The 17,597-nt window shown below is 60.3% G+C and carries 14 protein-coding genes; 9 read left to right on the top strand and 5 right to left on the bottom strand.

Annotation, left to right across the window (positions count from 1 at the left end; genetic code table 11):
• Nucleotides 1-10: 10 nt before the first annotated feature.
• The 5 genes from PQR53_RS30720 to PQR53_RS30740 all read left to right on the top strand — a co-directional run bounded on the left by PQR53_RS30720 (nucleotide 11) and on the right by PQR53_RS30740 (nucleotide 5,960).
• Complete coding sequence (locus tag PQR53_RS30720) at nucleotides 11-1,531, top strand: M81 family metallopeptidase (RefSeq protein WP_408462632.1); 1,521 nt, start codon at nucleotides 11-13, stop codon at nucleotides 1,529-1,531.
• A 223-nt stretch (nucleotides 1,532-1,754) separates the two neighbouring features.
• Nucleotides 1,755-2,570: an IclR family transcriptional regulator gene (locus PQR53_RS30725; protein ID WP_408462635.1), complete on the top strand. Its 816-nt coding sequence runs from the start codon at nucleotides 1,755-1,757 to the stop codon at nucleotides 2,568-2,570.
• A 161-nt stretch (nucleotides 2,571-2,731) separates the two neighbouring features.
• Entirely contained in the window at nucleotides 2,732-4,096 is a 1,365-nt protein-coding gene (locus PQR53_RS30730) for an MFS transporter (RefSeq protein ID WP_408462638.1), read from the top strand.
• A gap of 77 nt (nucleotides 4,097-4,173) precedes the next feature.
• Nucleotides 4,174-4,839, top strand: a complete 666-nt coding sequence (locus PQR53_RS30735) for a hypothetical protein (RefSeq protein WP_408462641.1) — start codon at nucleotides 4,174-4,176, stop codon at nucleotides 4,837-4,839.
• Nucleotides 4,840-5,003: 164 nt separating this feature from the next.
• Nucleotides 5,004-5,960: a LysR family transcriptional regulator gene (locus tag PQR53_RS30740; protein ID WP_408462644.1), complete on the top strand. Its 957-nt coding sequence runs from the start codon at nucleotides 5,004-5,006 to the stop codon at nucleotides 5,958-5,960.
• Nucleotides 5,961-6,027: 67 nt separating this feature from the next.
• Here the strand turns inward: PQR53_RS30740 and PQR53_RS30745 are convergent, their stop codons facing one another.
• Genes PQR53_RS30745 through PQR53_RS30755 form a run of 3 tightly spaced genes read right to left on the bottom strand, consistent with a single transcriptional unit; the run spans nucleotide 6,028 to nucleotide 9,093 of the window.
• Nucleotides 6,028-6,174, bottom strand: coding sequence for a hypothetical protein (locus PQR53_RS30745; RefSeq protein ID WP_408462647.1), 147 nt, complete (start codon nucleotides 6,172-6,174; stop codon nucleotides 6,028-6,030).
• A 14-nt stretch (nucleotides 6,175-6,188) separates the two neighbouring features.
• Nucleotides 6,189-7,859 (bottom strand): thiamine pyrophosphate-binding protein, encoded by a 1,671-nt coding sequence (locus tag PQR53_RS30750; protein ID WP_408462650.1) that lies wholly within the window; start codon nucleotides 7,857-7,859, stop codon nucleotides 6,189-6,191.
• Nucleotides 7,852-9,093, bottom strand: coding sequence for an MFS transporter (locus PQR53_RS30755; RefSeq protein WP_408462652.1), 1,242 nt, complete (start codon nucleotides 9,091-9,093; stop codon nucleotides 7,852-7,854). The genes PQR53_RS30750 and PQR53_RS30755 overlap by 8 nt, the downstream gene beginning before the upstream one ends.
• A gap of 591 nt (nucleotides 9,094-9,684) precedes the next feature.
• Here PQR53_RS30755 and PQR53_RS30760 point away from each other — a divergent pair.
• Entirely contained in the window at nucleotides 9,685-11,256 is a 1,572-nt protein-coding gene (locus PQR53_RS30760) for a methyl-accepting chemotaxis protein (protein ID WP_408462655.1), read from the top strand.
• 699 nt (nucleotides 11,257-11,955) lie between these two features.
• On the opposite strand, the gene PQR53_RS30765 is transcribed toward PQR53_RS30760, so the two are convergent.
• Both PQR53_RS30765 and PQR53_RS30770 read right to left on the bottom strand, forming a co-directional pair.
• Nucleotides 11,956-12,174: a hypothetical protein gene (locus PQR53_RS30765; protein ID WP_408462658.1), complete on the bottom strand. Its 219-nt coding sequence runs from the start codon at nucleotides 12,172-12,174 to the stop codon at nucleotides 11,956-11,958.
• 890 nt (nucleotides 12,175-13,064) lie between these two features.
• A complete protein-coding gene (locus PQR53_RS30770; RefSeq protein WP_408462661.1) occupies nucleotides 13,065-14,015 on the bottom strand; it encodes a LysR substrate-binding domain-containing protein in 951 nt (316 codons plus the stop codon).
• Nucleotides 14,016-14,169: 154 nt separating this feature from the next.
• Here PQR53_RS30770 and PQR53_RS30775 point away from each other — a divergent pair, with 154 nt between their 5' ends.
• The 3 genes from PQR53_RS30775 to PQR53_RS30785 all read left to right on the top strand — a co-directional run bounded on the left by PQR53_RS30775 (nucleotide 14,170) and on the right by PQR53_RS30785 (nucleotide 17,189).
• On the top strand, nucleotides 14,170-15,207 hold the full coding sequence (locus tag PQR53_RS30775) for an aromatic ring-hydroxylating dioxygenase subunit alpha (RefSeq protein ID WP_408462664.1): 1,038 nt from the start codon (nucleotides 14,170-14,172) through the stop codon (nucleotides 15,205-15,207).
• Nucleotides 15,208-15,224: 17 nt separating this feature from the next.
• On the top strand, nucleotides 15,225-16,328 hold the full coding sequence (locus tag PQR53_RS30780; RefSeq protein WP_408462667.1) for a DUF2817 domain-containing protein: 1,104 nt from the start codon (nucleotides 15,225-15,227) through the stop codon (nucleotides 16,326-16,328).
• Nucleotides 16,329-16,415: 87 nt separating this feature from the next.
• Nucleotides 16,416-17,189 (top strand): ABC transporter substrate-binding protein, encoded by a 774-nt coding sequence (locus PQR53_RS30785; protein WP_408462670.1) that lies wholly within the window; start codon nucleotides 16,416-16,418, stop codon nucleotides 17,187-17,189.
• Nucleotides 17,190-17,597: the final 408 nt, after the last annotated feature.

Below are 17,597 nucleotides of genomic sequence, written 5' to 3' on the forward strand. Positions count from 1 at the left end.
GGAGAAGATTATGTCGACGACAGACAAACCGATGCGTTTCGTTATGGGTGGCATCATCCACGAAACCAATACCTACGCCGCGGATGTCGCGGGCCAGACGCCCTTGGCGTCGTTCGAGCAATACTATGGCGACGAAATTCCAGGCATTTTTACCGGCTCCAATCATCAGGTCGGCGGGTATATCGAGGGCGCCCGCAAGCACGGCGCTCACTTGATCCACACGTTCCTCGGGCAAGCCACGCCCTCGGGCACGATCGAAGGCAACGCTTACGCTCACATGAAGCAGGCGATTCTCGCAGGCATTGAGCAGGCGTTGCCGGTTGACGGCGTGTTGCTTGCCTTGCATGGCGCGGGAGTGGCCGATGGCATCGAGGACATCGAGGGGGATCTGGCCGCTGCCGTGCGCACCTTGGTCGGCACGCATGTACCGATTGCGGCAGCCTATGACCTGCACGGCAATATGACTGAGCAAATGCAGCACGCCGTCGATATTGCGCTGCCCTGCATTCTTTATCCCCACACCGATTTTTATGACCGTGGCATCGAGTGCGTCGATCTCATGGTCAAGATGATCAGGGGCGAGGTGAAGCCGGCCACGCATGTCTGTACCTTGCCGATGTTGCCTTATATCGTGACCACCAACGAGGGCTTCGTGCCGGCCAAAGTCAACGAACTATGTGCCCAGCTCGAAGCGCTACCTGGCGTGCTCGATTGTTCGTGGTTTCATGGCTTTCCCTATGCGGATATCGCATCGCCGTGTCCGGCGGCGATTTGCACGACCAACGACGACCCGGCGCTGGCGATGCGCTGCGCAGAGCAGGTCGCACAGTGGATCTGGGATCATCGCGAAGATTTTCGTCCGCAATTTCCTTCACCGGCCGAGGGCGTGGCGCGCGCTCTCGCGACCAGCGCCGGTCCGGTCGTGATCAACGAGTACGCCGATAACCCCGGCGGGGGCACGCCCGGCGATGGCACCTATCTGTTGCGCGCCTTGCTTGATGCGGCGCCGGCTCCCGACACGGTGTGCTTTGCTTCGATCAATGATGCGGAGGTCGTGCGGCAAGCGATCGCTGTTGGCGTTGGGGGGACGCTACGCGTTTCGCTGGGAGGAAAGCTAGGGAGATTCCAGGGCGCGCCGATCGAAGCGGAAGCCTATGTGAAGGCGATCACCGACGGCCGTTTCGTCAATCGCCCAGGCTCGATGTTCGACGGCGTCCGCTTCGATCTGGGTGCCATGTGCCGCCTGGTCATCCAGGGTGTCGACATCATTGTCGCTTCCCGCGCCGAGCAGATATATGACATGGAGCCGTTCGCCTTGCACGGCATTGATGCGGGTAAAAGGAAAATCATCGCGCTGAAAGGCGCAAATCATTTCCGAGCCGGGTTTAAAGGGCTCGTGGAGGACATCATCACGGTGGATAGCACGGGGCTGAGTACCGCGAATATCACCTCGTTCCCGCGCCACCGTCTGAAGTCGATGCTGTGGCCGTTGCATGAGGGCGTAGTGTGGGGGGGCTTTTCAGGGCTGTGAGTGAAACACGATACGCCGGCTGAAGTTCTGCTGCGCGTGCCGCAGTCGCGGCACGGCTACAAACAGAGTAGACGCAGGCGGGGCGCAACCATTACTGCTCCGCCGCGCACGATTTCGGAAAGTGTTTGCATTTTGGAAAGACTTTCCAATATGATGGGGCCTGTGTCGAATGGGCGCGTCATGGGACGTGCCGCAGCGAATCCGTGGATTCAGGTGACAAGCAATGAGCGCCGTAGCCGAACGTATCCTCCGTGTACTGGAAAACCTCGCCAATGCGCCAGAGGGCAAAACACTTTCAGAACTTTCCAGCACGCTCGATCTGCCGGTTAGCGCGACTCATCGTCTGCTCGCGGACCTCGTCGAACAGGGCTATGTGAGAAAAGACGAACGGCGCGGTGAATTTTCCCTAACCATGAAAATGCCCTCGCTGGGCCTGAGGTTTCTGAGCGCCGGCGGCGTGGTGGACGTCGCGCAGCCCATTTTGGAGCGGCTCGCCACGACGTCGGGTGAATTGATCCGGCTTGCAATCGTCGACGGAGAGCAACTGATTTACGTCGCCAAGGCGCAAGGTGCGCGGCAAGGCATTCGCTACGACCCCGAGATGGGCCGCGCGGTGACCCTATCCTGCAGCGCCGCAGGCATGATCTGGCTAGCGGGCAAGAGCGAAGAAGATGCGTTAAGCCTTGTGTCGAAACAGGGCTTTGGCATGCCGTCTGACTTTGGTCCGCGTGCACCGACAACCTTCAAAGCTCTGCTGCCAATGATTGAGCTTGCGCGTAAGAACGGGTACGCGACTACGCAAGACATGTTTCTGCCCGCCATGAGTTCCATGGCAACGCCTGTGCGCACGGCTAATGGCGAAGTGCACGCAATCCTGATCATCGCTGGGCCGATGTCGCGCCTGACAGAAAAACGAATGAAAGAACTTGCTCCGGCGCTCATGTCGACCGCTACGGAATTGTCCGATGCAAGCGGCGTGTCGCCCATGCTTAAGCAGGCCATGCAAGGCGTTGACCGCACGGCAGGCGCCGAGCGCTAGAGCCGGCCGTTTCCGGTGTGCGCGGTTCATGCGCTTCTTGATATAGCGGAATAGCGAAACGAAATTCACGTTTCGTTCGGGATTTAGTATTTAGTATGACGAAGTAAATTATCAACTAGACAAGGCACAGTTGCCTCTTTAAAAAGCAGCAGGAGACATGCATGAACCACGTTACAGATGAAGCTGCCGCGCCCTCCATGGCCAACCGGGCGGTGAGTGCCGCTACGCTCGGCACGGCGCTCGAATGGTTCGATTTCACGCTCTACGGATCAGTCGCAGCCACCGTGTTGCCGAAACTGTTCTTTCCGGCAATGGATTCGAGTTCCGCCATGCTCGCTTCGCTGGCTACTTTTAGCGTCGGGTTGGCTGCGCGCCCGCTCGGGGCGATCATCTGCGGTTACTTTGGCGACAAGATTGGTCGGCGCAACCTGATGCTCGGTACGGTATCGGTTATGGGCCTCACCTCGGTGCTGATGGGGCTTCTGCCGACGTATGCGCAGATTGGCGTCTATGCGCCGCTCCTGCTTGTGATTCTTCGCATCATTCAGGGCTTTGCGCTCGGCGGCGAGTCCACTGGCGGCCAGCTCATGGCGCTCGAGCACGCTCCCGCGGATCGGCGAGGCAAATACTCGGGTCTGATAGGCATGTGTGCTCCGTTGAGCCAGATAGTGGCCAACGCGGTGCTTCTGTTGCTCTCATCGACGATGAGCGCGGGTGCCTTCATCAGCTACGGCTGGCGTATTCCCTTCGTGCTGAGCTTTGTGCTGGTGCTGGTCGGTATCTATATCCGGCTGCGCGTTGCCGAGACACCGGCGTTCGTCAAGATGCAGCAGTCCGCAGTCGCCAAGGTTGGAAGCCCGTTAAGGGATGCGTTTCGCCTGCATTACAAGACCATCATTCGCATGATGCTGTTCTTCTGCGGACCGACTGCACTTTTCTATCTCGCCGTCGTGTTCACATTGAGCTACCTGACGAACACGCTTGGTGTGCCCAAGCAGACCGGGTTCATGTTGCTGATGATCGCCAATGCATGTGCTATCGCGGGTTCGATTGGTGGTGGCTTGCTGAGTGACCGGATTGGTCGCAAACGCGCATTGCTGCTCGCGTCCGCCGCGACCTTCGTGATCATGATGTTCTATTTTCAGGTACTCGCCACCCGAAGCTTCGTACCGATGGCGATAGCCATGGGTCTTTTCATGGCCTTCACGCAGGTCCAAACCGGAATTCAGCCTGTCGCTTTCGCCGAAGCGTTTCCGACCAATGTCCGGTATTCCGGTTCGGCGCTCGCCTTCACCGGCGCGAGCCTGTTCGCTGGCGGCCCGATTCCGGTTGTCGCCGCGTGGTTGCTGCATCTGGGCAATGGCTCTCCCTGGGCGCTCGTCGCCCTTGTTGGCGCGCTCAATATTTTGTCGTTCTGCATGATCGCCATCGGACCCGAGACCGCCGGCGTCGACATGAACCGCCTCGACTCAACGGCTGAAATTGCCGGCGAGTGCGAGCCTGTCTCTGGGCAGGCGAGTTACTGATCCTTTTGGGGGTCCTTCGCCCTGCGCGGCGGAAAATATGGCCTCGACTTACTGAAAAGCAGATGGAGAAAACGCAGATGATCAAAGAAGAAACCGGCTTGCTCGCCATCTGGAGCACGATCGCAGCCGAATCTGAGACGGACTACATGCACTGGCTCACACGGGAGCACATTTTCGAACGTGTGAGCGTGCCGGGATTTCGATCCGGACGGGTCTTCAAGCGACGTGACAGCCGGCCTTCGGAATACATGATGCTCTACGAACTCGACAATGCGGACGTGATGGCGAGCCCTGGCTACCTCGAACGATTGAACAGTCCGACTCCGTGGACGCAACGGATCATGCCAACGCTGGAGCAATTTCGCCGCGGTGGTGGCCGCATTGTCGCGCAAGGCGGCGACCCAGCGGGACACGGTGGCCACGTTGCCATCGCGCGCTTCGAGGACGCATTGCCAGATCACCTGAGCGGTGAGGAAGGATTAGAAGTGGTGAATACGTTAGCGAAAGTCGATTGGGTCGCGAACGTACAGGTCATGTCCGTCAAAAACGATGCGACATCCATTGCCACGCAGGAAAAGTCCATGCGCCGAAGTTCGGAAGGTGCTTTCGCCGGGCTACTTCTGATGGAATCGCTCGACGCCGGTTCCCTGGACCGCGCGATTGCACGGGCGAGTGAACTGGGCGGTATAAATCCCGATACCTTCGATTCATACGATCTCGTTTTCGTTTGCCATTCGAAGTAGGGCGGCTCCAACCATGCTCAGCGAAATGCCGAATCTAGCGAAGACAGGCGTATGATGCGCGGACCCGACGCGATCCACACCCGAAACGACATTAACAACGGCGATCGCGCGGCATGAGTGCGCGATGCGTTCATGACGCCCTCTGTAACCGCCGCCAGTAGGCTATGAACTCGGACGACCTCGAAATATTCGCGCACGTCGCGAAAACAGGCAGTTTTTCGCGTACCGCGATGGAGGTGGGCGCGAATCAATCGACGATCAGCCGGCGCATCGGTTTGCTCGAAGCCGAACTGGGTGTGAGGCTCTTCAGGCGTAGCGGCCGTGGTGTCGGGCTGACCGAGCGCGGCGAACAGTTGCTCGGCTACGCGCTGACGCTCGAGCGCACGCTCCATGAAGCGAGTCAGGCGATGCGCAGCGGCGACGAGCGCGGGCCGGTCAACCTGGCGATCGCGGCCCAGCCTACCATCGCGCGCATCATGTTCGGCTATCTCGGACGCCGGCTCAAGGCGCGCTACCCCAACACGCGCATCCGGTTCGTCGAGGGGCTAGCGAGTCAGATCCTGAGTCGGCTCAGCGAGGGCGAGATCGACCTTGCGGTGATGTACGTGCCCGAACATCGCGGCACGATGCAACACGACGTGTTGCTCGCCGAGGACATCTGCCTCGTCACGCCCGCGGGCTACGCGCTCCGCGACGGCCCTGTCGACGTAGAGGCGCTTGGCGACGTCCCCCTGATCCTGCCGAGCACCCACCATGGTTTGCGTCAGCTCGTGGAAACACTGGCCGCGCGGCACAACTTCACGCCAAACATCGCGCTCGAATGCGACGGTTCGATCTCGCTGACGAAGCGGCTCGTGATGGAACGATGTGGCTGCACGGTGCTGCCGGCCGCTTCAGTCGTGGAAGAAGCCGCGGCCGGGCGGCTCCGGTGCTTTCCGCTAGTCAATCCCGTCGTGCGGCGCGATGTGGCCATCGCATGGCCGCAGAACCGCACGATGCCGGAAGGCGTCTGGAACGTCGCGCATACGATCCGCGAACTCGCCGCCGAGCTGGTCGGCAACGGCGCCTGGCCCGGCACAACCTTGCTCGCGTCGGACGAGCCGCTGTCTGCCGATACGTGAGCGCGGAAAGCGGCGGCCAGGCGCGAGGCTGCGTCCCTGACTGCCACCGACGCGTCAATCGTGTCAACTAGCCGTCTCGCAGGCGCCAGATGTCGAGCGGTTTTCCTTCTTGCAGCGCTTCGGGCAATAGTGCATCGGGTACGGTGGCCTGCGCGCACATTGCACCGCCTGCTCCCTTGATCGCTTCACCGCCAATGATCGTTTCCCCTTGCATCTGTATTGCCGGCCTCACGCGCTCAAACGGTTCGCCGGCGTGATCTGCCGCGGGTCGGTGCGCAGCTCGATGAGCGCCGCCACGCCCGCGCGCTGCGCGCGTTCGAACGCTGCCGGGAAATCTTCCGTGCGCTCAACCAACTCGGCATGCGCGTTGAACGCCCGCGCCATCGCGATGAAATCGGGATTGACGAACTGCGTCGCCGACACGCGTCCCGGATACTCGCGTTCCTGATGCATGCGGATCGTGCCGAGCATCCCGTTGTTCACCAGGATGACGATGAGCGGTGCGCCGAACTGGACCGCCGTCGCGAGTTCCTGCGGGTACATCATGAAGCAGCCGTCGCCCGCGAAGCAGACGACCTGACGTTGCGGATTCCTGAGCTTTGCCGCGATCGCCGCCGGGAAGCCGTAGCCCATGGCGCCGTTGGTCGGTGCGAGTTCCGTCGCGAGGCTGCGATAACGGTAGAAGCGATGGACCCAGACCGTGTAATTGCCCGCGCCGTTTGAGATCACCGCGTCGTCGGGCAGGACTTCGTTCAGATGAGCGACGACCTGCGCGAGATCGACGCCCGTGATTTCCGGGCGTCCAGGTTGCGGCGTCGAGTGCGCAACGTAGTTTGCGCGTGCCGACTCGGTCCACGCGTGCCAGCGCTGCTGCTCCGCGGCCGCGATCGGCGCCACCTCGTCGAGTGCCAGTGCGAACGCGCTCAGCGACGCGTTGATCGGCAGGCGCGCCTGATAGACACGACCCAGCTCCTCGGCATCGGGATGGACGTGAATCATCGTCTGCTTCGGCACGGGGCTTTCGAACACGCTGTAACCCGACGAGGTGGTCTCCGCGAGCCGTGAGCCGATCACGATCAGCAAGTCGGCGTCGCGCGCACGCTGCGCGAGTTCGGGCGACACGCCGAGTCCGAGTTGGCCTGCGTAGTGCGCGTCGCGGTTATCGAACAGGTCCTGACGACGGAACGACGCCGCCACCGGCAAGCGGTTGGCGTGGACGAAGCGCTTGAGCGCGGCGCAGGCGTCGGCGTTCCAGCCCGTGCCGCCGACAATCACGAGCGGACGCTCTGCCTGTGCGAGCAAAGTGCGCAGCGCGCCCATCGCCTGCGGCTCGGGCGCCGCCTGCGCGATGCGCACGGGTAGCGCATCATTCACCTCGGCGAAACTGAAGAGCACGTCCTCGGGCAAGGCGATCACGACCGGCCCGGGGCGGCCCGACATCGCCACGCTATAGGCCTTCGCGATGATTTCGGGGATGCGTTCGATGCTGTCGATCTGCGTGACCCACTTGGCGATGCCGCCGAACATCTGCCGGTAGTCGACTTCCTGAAACGCGCCGCGTCCGATGAAGCCGCGCTCCACCTGCCCGATGAACAGAATCATCGGCGTCGAATCTTCGCTGGCGGTGTGCACGCCGTTGCTCGCGTGCGTCGCACCCGGGCCGCGCGTCACGAAGCAGATGCCGGGGCGGCCCGTGAGCTTGCCGTACGCATCCGCCATATTCGAAGCGGCGCCTTCATGACGGGTCGTGATGGTGCGGATGCCGTGCGCGTCGTGCAACGCGTCGAGCACGGCCAGATAGCTTTCGCCGGGCACGCAGTAGACGGTATCGGCGCCGTTGCGCGCAAGCGCATCAACGAGGATGCGGCCGCCGTTGCGCAGTTGTGCGGTTTCAGACATGAACTTCAAGCTCCTTGTTACGGGTTTCTGGCAGGAACACGGCGACGATAAAGACAAGCACGTAGGAGACGGCAGCCCACACGCCGATCGCTTCCCCAAGTCCGGCCGATGCACTCATCATGCCGACGGCCGCGGGCACGAGGGCTCCGATGCCCCGGCCGAAGTTGTACGAAAAGCCGCCGGCCGATGCGCGAATCTGCGCGGGAAACAGCTCGGTGAAGCACGCACCCATGCCCGACACAATGCCCGACTGGAAAAATCCGAGCGGGAAGCCAAGCACGAGCAGTGTGGAGAGCGGCAGATGCAGAAGGGTATAGGCCAGCACTGTCAGGGTCGCGCCGGCTGCGGACAGTGCAAAAGTCCAACGTCGGCCGATGCCGTCGCTCAGATACGCCATGCCGATATAGCCGCAGAACGAGCCGAAGATGTTGACGGCCAGATAGATCGTCGTGAGGTTGACTGTCAGGCTTTGCGTCTCACGCAGATACGTGACGAGCCACGTGAGGATCGTGTAGTTGCCGCCGAGCGCACCCGCCGCCATCAATGAAGCAAGCACGGTGCGCGAGATCACGTCCCGCGCGAAGATGTTCGCAAAGGTTTCGAAAGAACTGCGTTTGTCGCGGTAAGCGGCGGCGGCTTCGAATGCTTCCGATTCGTCGATGTTACGGCGCATCCAGAGCACGAGCAGGCCGGGCAGGAGGCCGATGAAGAAGAGCACGCGCCACGCGAGATGTTCGGGCAACAGGTGGAACAGTACCCAGTAAGCAAGCGCCGCCAAAGCGTAGCCGACCGGCCAGCCGCTTTGCACAGAGCCGACCGCACGGCCGCGAATGCGCTTGTCGACGACCTCGCCGATCAGGATCGCGCCCGCGGCCCATTCGCCGCCGAAGCCAAGACCTTGCAGGCTACGCGTGAGAAGCAGCTCATGAAAACTATTCGTAAAGGCTGAAAGCCCGGTGAACAGCGAGAACCATAAGATCGCAAGCTTGAGTACGCGCACGCGGCCGATGCGGTCCGCGAGCACGCCGGCGATGACGCCGCCGATCGCCGACGAAACCAGTGCCGAGGTGCCGATCACGCCGGCTTGCGCTTTCGTCATGCCCCACGTGGTCAACAAGGTCGGAATGACGAATGCGAAGAACTGCACGTCCATCGCATCGAGAACCCAGCCGAGAAAGCAGGCCCAGAAAGTCCGGCGCTGGGCGGCCGCCATGGTGCTGTACCAAGGTTGCATGAGGTGTATCTCCGTCAGGCAGAGGGCGCCTATCGTTTTTTTTCGTGCGCGGCAGATGCGTCGAAAGAAGCCCGCGCTGAGGTGCGCGTCAGATTATGCCGGGGGGTGTACGAATTAACCTTTGCGCGAGACGCATAGCAGCTATGCATGACAGCGTCGGGTTGCCGTTGGCTTGCGTCCGTTCAGCAGCTTGATGATCCGCGAACCCCTGCTGACGGGCCTGAGCGTGAGGCAGGTGGCGGCTGCATGCCCGCAGACCGGATCAGTAAGCGTTACACGCCAATCTTAAGTTTCTGACAGGCGGGCCGTAAATCACGCATACGAAAGGGATGGTCTATTCGTGTCAATACCGCTGTCCGGGAATAGCCAGATGCAGCAGGTGCCCGCTACTCCAACATGCAATAGATAGAGGTGAAAATATGGATATGGAGGTTCATATGCTGCTCGACAGCAACATGTCATCTGGAAGGTCAGAGGCAATTTACATCGCCGCAGATCAGGCATACGGGGTTGCCGTTTGCGCGACAGCCGTTTCCGACATACCGTTCCCATGTCAACGCAATAAAGACGTAACTGCCACTTCCTTCCATCATGATTAAAGGGCTTTCAATCCGCCGTCGCCTGGCGTTGGCGATGGGCTTCCTGAGCATCCTGCTGATTGCCGGAGGGACAATGGGCGTCAGCGGTGTCGCGATGAGCAACAGCAATCTGCAGCAACTCTATTCCGATCAGCTTGCTTCGTCGGTTGCACTCAGCGAAACAAGTGTCGCGCTCGCGAGGGCACGCCTCTGGATATTCCGCATCGCGCTCAACCCCGCTGGGTCTGACGTGGCGAAATACGCGCGGAACGCAAAAGACCAGCTCGATCGGTCAAATAACGCGTGGGGCGCTTATCGCGCGTTGCCGATTTCCGACGCGGACGAAGCGCGAGGCGCTGGCGAAGTCGATCAAAGATTGAAAGATCTCGTGACGACCGGCTACGAGCCGGTTTTTCAGGCTATTGCGTCCGCAGATGCGGTCAAAATCACATCTGCCGTGTCAGCTATGTCAGCGGCGCAATACGGCGATGTCACCAGTAGAATCGATGCGCTTGAGCAGATACAGGCGAGGATCGCGCAGTCGTCTTATGCTCGGGCCGAGACGCGCTTTGACTGGTTTGTCGGTATCGCGATAGCAGGAGTCGCATTCGCGCTGGTGGCCGCAGCGCTTGCATGGCGATCGCTGCAACGCGCGATCGGCCGCCCGATCGAGGAGGCCCTCCATCACTTCAGGGCGATTGCCGGGGGCGATCTGACCGCACGCGTGGAGGTTCGCTCATCCGACGAAATGGGTCAGATGATGAACGGCCTCAAGGCGATGCAAAGCAAACTGGTCGAAACGATCAGTGCGGTGAGAGACGGTGCGAGTGCCATCGATACCGCGGCAAAGGAAATTGCAGTCGGCAACATGGATCTGTCCTCGCGCACCGAAGAGCAGGCCGCATCGCTCGAACAGACGTCCGCCAGCATGGGCGAACTCACCACGGCCGTAAAGCACAACACCGATAACGCACGGCAGGGGAACGTGCTGGCAGTGAACGCTTCGACGACCGCCGAGCGCGGCGGCGAAATGGTCCGGCGGGTGGTCGAGACAATGCACAGAATTTCCGATTCATCTAAGCGAGTCGAGCAGATCATCGGCGTGATCGAAGGGATTGCGTTCCAAACCAACATTCTTGCGCTAAACGCCGCGGTAGAAGCGGCGCGCGCTGGCGAACTGGGGCGTGGATTCGCGGTAGTCGCTTCCGAGGTCCGCAGTCTCGCGCAGCGCAGCGCGAGTGCCGCCAAGGAAATCAAGGAACTGATCGGTGAGTCTGCTGCCCATGTCGACGAAGGCTCAAAACTGGTGGACGAGACCGGCGGCACGATCGATGAAGTAGTCGCCTCCTCAAAACGCGTGGCCAGCCTCATGAACGAGATCGCTGCAGCGTCGGAGGAGCAGCACGCTGGCATCGAACAGGTGAACCGGGCGGTGGCGCAAATGGACGATGTTACACAGCAGAATGCCGCGCTCGTGGAGGAAGCATCGGCGGCAGCGCAGTCGCTGGCAGCGCAGTCCAATGGGATGCGCGAAGTCGTGACGGTCTTCAAGCTGGACTCAGCGCTTTCCAGCAGGACTTTTTGACGATCACGCCAGCAAGATACGGTTGTCTCGGACACACAAAACGGTTGCCCTCTCTTTCATGGAGGTCTGTCCGTTTGATCGCAAGACTCTAAAAGACCTCAATCATAATTTGGCTTGTTGATGACGTTTTTTTGGCCGCATACGCTACCGTAAGATCGTGCCAATGCAGAACTCGCAGGCTGCGGCAATCAGGAATGTTGGTACGGGACGGGGAGTATAGCGATGAAAATGTCTCACAGATTAGGAAGCTCCGATACGGCGGGGCCGGTGTGGGGGCTTGTCTTTGGCATGTTCATGACGGCAATCGGAATGTGCCTCTGGTTTTATGCAACGTCGTCGGCCCCCTCCGGACGACAAGATGAATCGTTGGCCGTAGCGGCCGTCATCGTCGGCCTGTTTTCTGCCGTCTACGCGGGGCGCGAACTCCGTCACAAACGTCGGTAGATCGCCTGTCAAGACCATGGATGTTGTCGATTAAGTGGCGCTACCAGGTGTGCCGGAGCGCGTTGATTTTGCCGCCGAGCGCATCACGCTGATATTCGTGGGAGCCGTTTGCTCCTTCAGCACCGTGCAAGGCCACTGATCCGCATGTCTCGACGGTCCAGCACCTCCAGCACCATAGGGCGCGTATGCCATCACCTTGCGCCCAACCGCAATCGATATTGACCGACATGCGACCTGGACATTCTGCGACGCTAGTCACCGGGCCCCGCTGGCGATAGCGGCGGCAAGGCAGTCTCGCTGCGACTGCAGATGTGACCAGGCGGTCATAAGCGCGTCGAGGGACGCCAGCTCCTTGTCACGAGATCCCAAACGCTGAAGCAGCGAAATGTACTCTCTTCGCACCGCGATCACGCCTTCAAGTGCCGCCAGGGCTTGCTCAACTTCGCGGAGTTGCCGTCGCAGCTCATCAGTCATTTCAATCCTCCCGACGGACGAACGCATCCTGTTCGTACTGGACACGCTCCATCGACTCCTGTGCGCCTGGCTCTCGTTGCTGATGCCGAAGGCTGCGGATAATCCGGCGAGCTTCCCTGATTCCATTAGCACTCTCTTAAGGGCGTAGTGGATTGACGCGGACTCCCTTGGCGCAACGTGATCGTAACGGCACGGTTTCGCTTGAGGCGTCCTCTAGCGTCCATAGTGGACTCGCCAAAGTACTGTGTAAACGTACAGTATCGGGAGTTGCGCGTAAAGACCTAGACTTATCATTCCGACACAAACGCGGAGTGCGCCATGGTCCCCACGACCGTCCGCCGGGTATTTTCCGGTCTGACTTCGGCGTTTTCGCCAGGTCCGAAGGGCAAGCAAGGGGTCGCATATACCGTGAAATCGGCCCAGCAACGCGCCGACGAAGCATGGAGACGCACGACGCACGAGTCCACAGTTTCCTACTCAGTAAAGATCCGAAAGCGTGATTTTCGGAAACCAGAAGCAAGACCGGGCCTGCCGTCCGAATTAGCTGTGATCGAAGCCGGAGACGAACTATGACTGCGCCGCAAAAACTTGACGGTGTGACACTGAAGCCCCAAACCAAGGCTCCGCGCAAGCTGATCGAAGTCCCCGACCCCGAGGCGCGCCCCGACCTTTTGGAAGCCGTTCGCCGAGCCGTGACGGAGAATCGGGAAGTTGGCGTGCGACGACCCCGAGAATAATTCGATCCAGTATGGTGGCCATGGCACATGCATAGATCGCCAACAACCGCTGGCGGCAGGCACGCTCCATCATCAACACTGTGATCAGCTTTGGCGCAATCTTGAGGCTCCTTGAATTGGCAGGCTTCCTCTCAGCGTTGCGTTTCAGGTTCATCACGCCTTCAACGCGCGAAGTGCCAACAGATCGATATCGCGCTGCTGCTCCCTTGCCCTCGCGAGCAACCAGCGATGGAAGGTACGGCACTGCGGACGATCGAACGTACTTTCGCTCCAGGTAAGAAGGTACGGCCACGGCAACGGAATGGTCGAAACAACGGGCATCGAGAGCCTGCCCGCCGCCAGATCGTCTGCGACCATCGAGCACTGGGCGAGCGCGAAACCATGGCCGTCGATCGCGGCCTGGATCGCGACACTCGACAGCGAATGCACCTGACGCGGCTCGTGCAGCGTGGATGTCTCGACACCGTTCGCGGCGAACCAGTCGCGCCACGACGGCGGCGAAGCGAACTTTGGCAGCCAGTCAACCGCGATCAACTCAAACGCAGCGAGATCAGCGGGCTTAAGCGCAACTTTGCCCTTGCGCGGCAGGATCCGTGGGCTGCATACCGGCACGACGCTATCGCGGAACAGTTCGATGGAGGTGCCTGGGTCGTCGATACGATCGCCGTAGCTGATTCGAAAGTCCATCTCGTAGACATCCGGCGACGGCTCCGCATGCGAGCCATCCAGATAGACGCTGACGTCTGGATGCTCCTTTTGCCAGGCATTGATGCGCGGCGCAAGCCACTTCGATAGCAGCGAGGGCAACGCGCTGATGTTGAGGCCGCGCACGTTTTTTGAGCGCTCGATGTCGTCCTGCGCGATGCGCAAAGTTTCGAGCGCCGCGAGGCAACTCTCATGATATCGGCGGCCCGTCGCGGTCAAGCGCATCCGTTTCGCTTCTTTTGTCACGAGCTTCACGCCGAGCGAATTTTCGAGCAGCTTGATTTGCTGACTGACCGCACCCGGAGAGATATCGAGTCTGCGCGCAGTCTCGACAAGGCCGTCGCAACGACCAAGTGTTTCGAAAATCTGGATCGCGCGAAGCGGTGCAAGCCTGTTCATATCGAGTTTGTATCGACAAAGACGGTTTAGAAATTCTAAAGTAAATCGCACTTTCTAACTGCTGTTCTTTTCTATTTTGACTTTCTACAGTCGATGCAAAGGCTGCGTGGGGTGGCGCGCGAGCCCGATGGCAATGAAAACGGAGGAAGCAGCGATGTTCGTCAGAAACGCGTGGTACGTCGCGGCGCGCAGCGCCGAAGTCCAGCAGTGCCTCATGCCGTTGAAACTGCTCGGCGAACGGGTCGTGCTATTTCGCACGCCCGAAGGGGCCGTGGCCGCGCTCGAAGACGCGTGTCCGCATCGCAAGCTGCCGTTGTCGATGGGTCGATTGCTTGGCGATCGAATCGAATGCGGATATCACGGCCTGACCTTCGACTGCGCCGGTGCATGCGTACGCGCGCCGGCCCTGGCTCGCATTCCACGGGCGGCGCAGGTGCGCAGCTATCCCATCGAAGAGCGTTATGGTCTCGTCTGGATCTGGATGGGCGAGACCAATGCTGCCGACACCGCCTTGATTTTCGATGTTCCCGAATGGGGCGATCCGGCATGGGGCTTGAACGAAGGCGACGCGATGACGGTAGCCTGCAACTATCTCTACGTGACGGACAATCTGCTCGATCCGTCGCACGTCGCGTGGGTGCATCCGGGCTCGTTCGGCAACGCCGCGTGTGAAGCCGAGCCCTTGAAAACCGTTGCAAGCGATGTCGGCGTGACCGTCTCGCGCTGGATGCGCGATGTCGATGTCGCACCGTTTTATGCGAAGTTCGTTAGATTCTCGGGACGCTGCGACCGCAAGCAGCACTATGAGGTTCGGTTTCCCTCGCACGCGATCATCAAGGCAGTCTTCACGCCGGTGGGTACGGGTGCCGACGACGGACCGCAGCACGACCAGGTGTTCCTGATGAACTCATACAATTTCATGACACCGATCGACGAATCGCATACGCGCTACTTCTGGTTTCAGATGCGCAATTTCGATCAGCAAGATGAAGCGGTGTCGCGACAATTCAACGAGGACGTGCGACATGCATTCGACGAGGACCGCGTGATCCTTGAAGCCGTGCACGAAGGCATGACAAACCGGCGCACGCCGAATCTCGACCTTGGCATCGACGCCGGACCACTCAGGTTCCGTCGCGGTGTGCAGCGGCTAATTGATGCCGAGTGTGCAGCGCCAATTCAACAGGTCTGACCGATACGGAAGCGATAATGAGCGCCACTATTTTCGACACGTCGAGTTTTGCCAATCAGCGCGAGCGCTTTCTCGAGGCCGCAGCGGGTGTCAAGGCGACTCACGTCGTCTATCCTCACCCGATGCGCGGGCCACGCGGAGAGACGCTTTCCACGGACGTCGCGATCGTCGGCCCCGCCGGCGCGCACAAGCGCCTCGTGCTGCTTTCGGGAACCCACGGCGTAGAGGGTTATTACGGCTCCGACAGTCAGATCGCGTTGCTCGATCATCTGCGGGAGCACGCCTTACCAGAAGATACCTGTGTCGTGCTCGTGCACCTCGTCAACCCATGGGGCACGGCGTGGCTGCGCCGGGTGAATGAAGACAACGCCGACGTAAATCGCAACTACATCGACTTTACTCACGCACCACCGGCGAATACCGCATACGAACCGCTGCACGAGATCTACGTATGCCGCGATCTCGACGGACCGGAGCGTCAGCGCGCGGATGAGCAACTCGCCATGCACATGCGCAATCTCGGCGAAGCAAGCGTGCGCAGTATCGTCGAAGCGGGACAGTATCGGCATTCGGACGGCGTCTTCTTTGGTGGCACACAGCCGACGTGGACGAACCGCACAGTGCGTCAGATCATGAAGGCATGCGTCGCAGGCGCTCGCACTGCCATCGCCTTCGATCTGCACACGGGCGCGGGCGCGTATGGACATCCGATGCTGATGGCAATTGCCGAGCGCAAGGTGTCGGCGCACGACATCGCGCAATCGCTGTACGGGCCCTGGCTGTACAGGATTCTCACTGCGGCGAACGCGTCGTCCGACAGCGGCGTCGCAGCGACGGCGACCGGTTATACCTCGCAGGCACTGATCGACCAGCTTACCGACGTGGATCTGATCCCACTCGTGATCGAATGCGGCACATACGACGGCGCGCGCGGACATAGATTGCTGCGCGACGACCACTGGTTACATCTGCACGGCGATCCTTTCGACGCGACGGGGCAGCGGATCAAGGCCGCGCTGCTGGAACACTACTATCCCGCTGATGCCGACTGGCGCGCCGTAATCGCGCTGCGCACGCGGCAGATCTGGCAGCGGGCACTCGACGCACTGACGAAGATGTAGTTTGCGAAGACTTTCGTACGACACGGTTCTTTCACCCCACGCACCGGCGGCAAACGTCCCCGGCGTAACACACGAACGGGAACGCATATGAAACGCATCATTCTGGGTACCGTGCTGGCAATTGTCGCGCTGGCCGCACAGGCAAAGGATATGACGGAGTTACGCTTTGGCGTCGACCCGACCTACGCACCTTTTGAATCGAAATCACCTTCTGGGCAACTCGTCGGCTTTGAGATCGACTTGGGCAACGAAATCTGCAGGCGCTTGCAGATGCATTGCGTATGGGTTGAAACAGGCTTCGACGGCATCATTCCTGCGCTGAAAGGCAGAAAATTCGACGCAATCCTGTCGGCGATGTCGATTACGCCGAAGCGCGAAGAGCAGGTTGCATTCTCCCAGCCCCTTTTTAACACGCCGAGTCGCCTGATCGCCAAGGATGGCGCCGGTTTGCAACCTACCGTTCAGTCGTTGCGGGGCAAGGCCGTCGGCGTCGCTCAAGGTTCGACACAGGAAGCGTACGCGAAGGCGAACTGGGCGACGGCGGGCATCAACGTGGTGTCGTACGCGAATCAGGAACAGGTCTATCCGGATCTGCGCTCCGGTCGCATCGATGCGACGTTCACGGATGCGCTTGCAGGTATCAACGGCTTTCTAAAGACACCGCAGGGCAGCGGTTACGGCTTTTCCGGTCAAGATGTTAGCGATCCGAAAACACTTGGCAAAGGGGCGGGCATTGGCTTTCGCAAGGACGACTCTGCACTTCGTCAGAAAGTCGATCAGGCGATTGACTCGATGCTGAAAGACGGCACGTACAAGCGCATTGAGCAGAAGTACTTCGACATCGATGTTCACGGAAGTTGATCGCAAGCATTGATGCGCCCGCATCCCGAATGCGGGAGTGCGCGAGGGGCGCACAGTTTCCATGCGTCCCCGAGGACAGGAACGTGAAGAGGGTTTGAAACGCCTCAATGGTCCTGATGTCGCGCTGCGCTACTTGCAGTGCCAGACGATGCCCGGACTTGCGCTGGGCGATCGAACGTCTCTGCCCGTGAAAATTCGCGTTGGCCAAAGGATGCGTGGCTCGCGAGCGAATCATCCGAATCGTTGTCCGCGACCCGTTGAATCCGCAATCGAACTCGGTCCTATATTGAACTTCCGGGTTCGGCCATCAGCGGTCAGTCGACGATCCGGGTGAAATCTTCGACAATCTTCGAGGCCTCGCTTGGTTGCGCGAGCTCGCGAACGCGCTTCCACCATCGGCCAACCTTT

The sequence above is a fragment of the Paraburkholderia fungorum genome (assembly GCF_046027605.1).
Lineage (GTDB): Bacteria > Pseudomonadota > Gammaproteobacteria > Burkholderiales > Burkholderiaceae > Paraburkholderia > Paraburkholderia fungorum_F.

Bases quoted from the DNA above. Each gene is read 5' to 3' on its own strand.
- PQR53_RS30740 (WP_408462644.1), top strand. From the start codon at position 5,004: ATGAACTCGGACGACCTCGAAATATTCGCGCACGTCGCGAAAACAGGC.
- PQR53_RS30775 (WP_408462664.1), top strand. From the start codon at position 14,170: ATGTTCGTCAGAAACGCGTGGTACGTCGCGGCGCGCAGCGCCGAAGTC.
- PQR53_RS30755 (WP_408462652.1), bottom strand. From the start codon at position 9,093: ATGCAACCTTGGTACAGCACCATGGCGGCCGCCCAGCGCCGGACTTTC.
- PQR53_RS30760 (WP_408462655.1), top strand. From the start codon at position 9,685: ATGATTAAAGGGCTTTCAATCCGCCGTCGCCTGGCGTTGGCGATGGGC.
- PQR53_RS30745 (WP_408462647.1), bottom strand. From the start codon at position 6,174: ATGCAAGGGGAAACGATCATTGGCGGTGAAGCGATCAAGGGAGCAGGC.
- PQR53_RS30720 (WP_408462632.1), top strand. From the start codon at position 11: ATGTCGACGACAGACAAACCGATGCGTTTCGTTATGGGTGGCATCATC.
- PQR53_RS30735 (WP_408462641.1), top strand. From the start codon at position 4,174: ATGATCAAAGAAGAAACCGGCTTGCTCGCCATCTGGAGCACGATCGCA.
- PQR53_RS30725 (WP_408462635.1), top strand. From the start codon at position 1,755: ATGAGCGCCGTAGCCGAACGTATCCTCCGTGTACTGGAAAACCTCGCC.
- PQR53_RS30730 (WP_408462638.1), top strand. From the start codon at position 2,732: ATGAACCACGTTACAGATGAAGCTGCCGCGCCCTCCATGGCCAACCGG.
- PQR53_RS30765 (WP_408462658.1), bottom strand. From the start codon at position 12,174: ATGACTGATGAGCTGCGACGGCAACTCCGCGAAGTTGAGCAAGCCCTG.
- PQR53_RS30770 (WP_408462661.1), bottom strand. From the start codon at position 14,015: ATGAACAGGCTTGCACCGCTTCGCGCGATCCAGATTTTCGAAACACTT.
- PQR53_RS30780 (WP_408462667.1), top strand. From the start codon at position 15,225: ATGAGCGCCACTATTTTCGACACGTCGAGTTTTGCCAATCAGCGCGAG.
- PQR53_RS30750 (WP_408462650.1), bottom strand. From the start codon at position 7,859: ATGTCTGAAACCGCACAACTGCGCAACGGCGGCCGCATCCTCGTTGAT.
- PQR53_RS30785 (WP_408462670.1), top strand. From the start codon at position 16,416: ATGAAACGCATCATTCTGGGTACCGTGCTGGCAATTGTCGCGCTGGCC.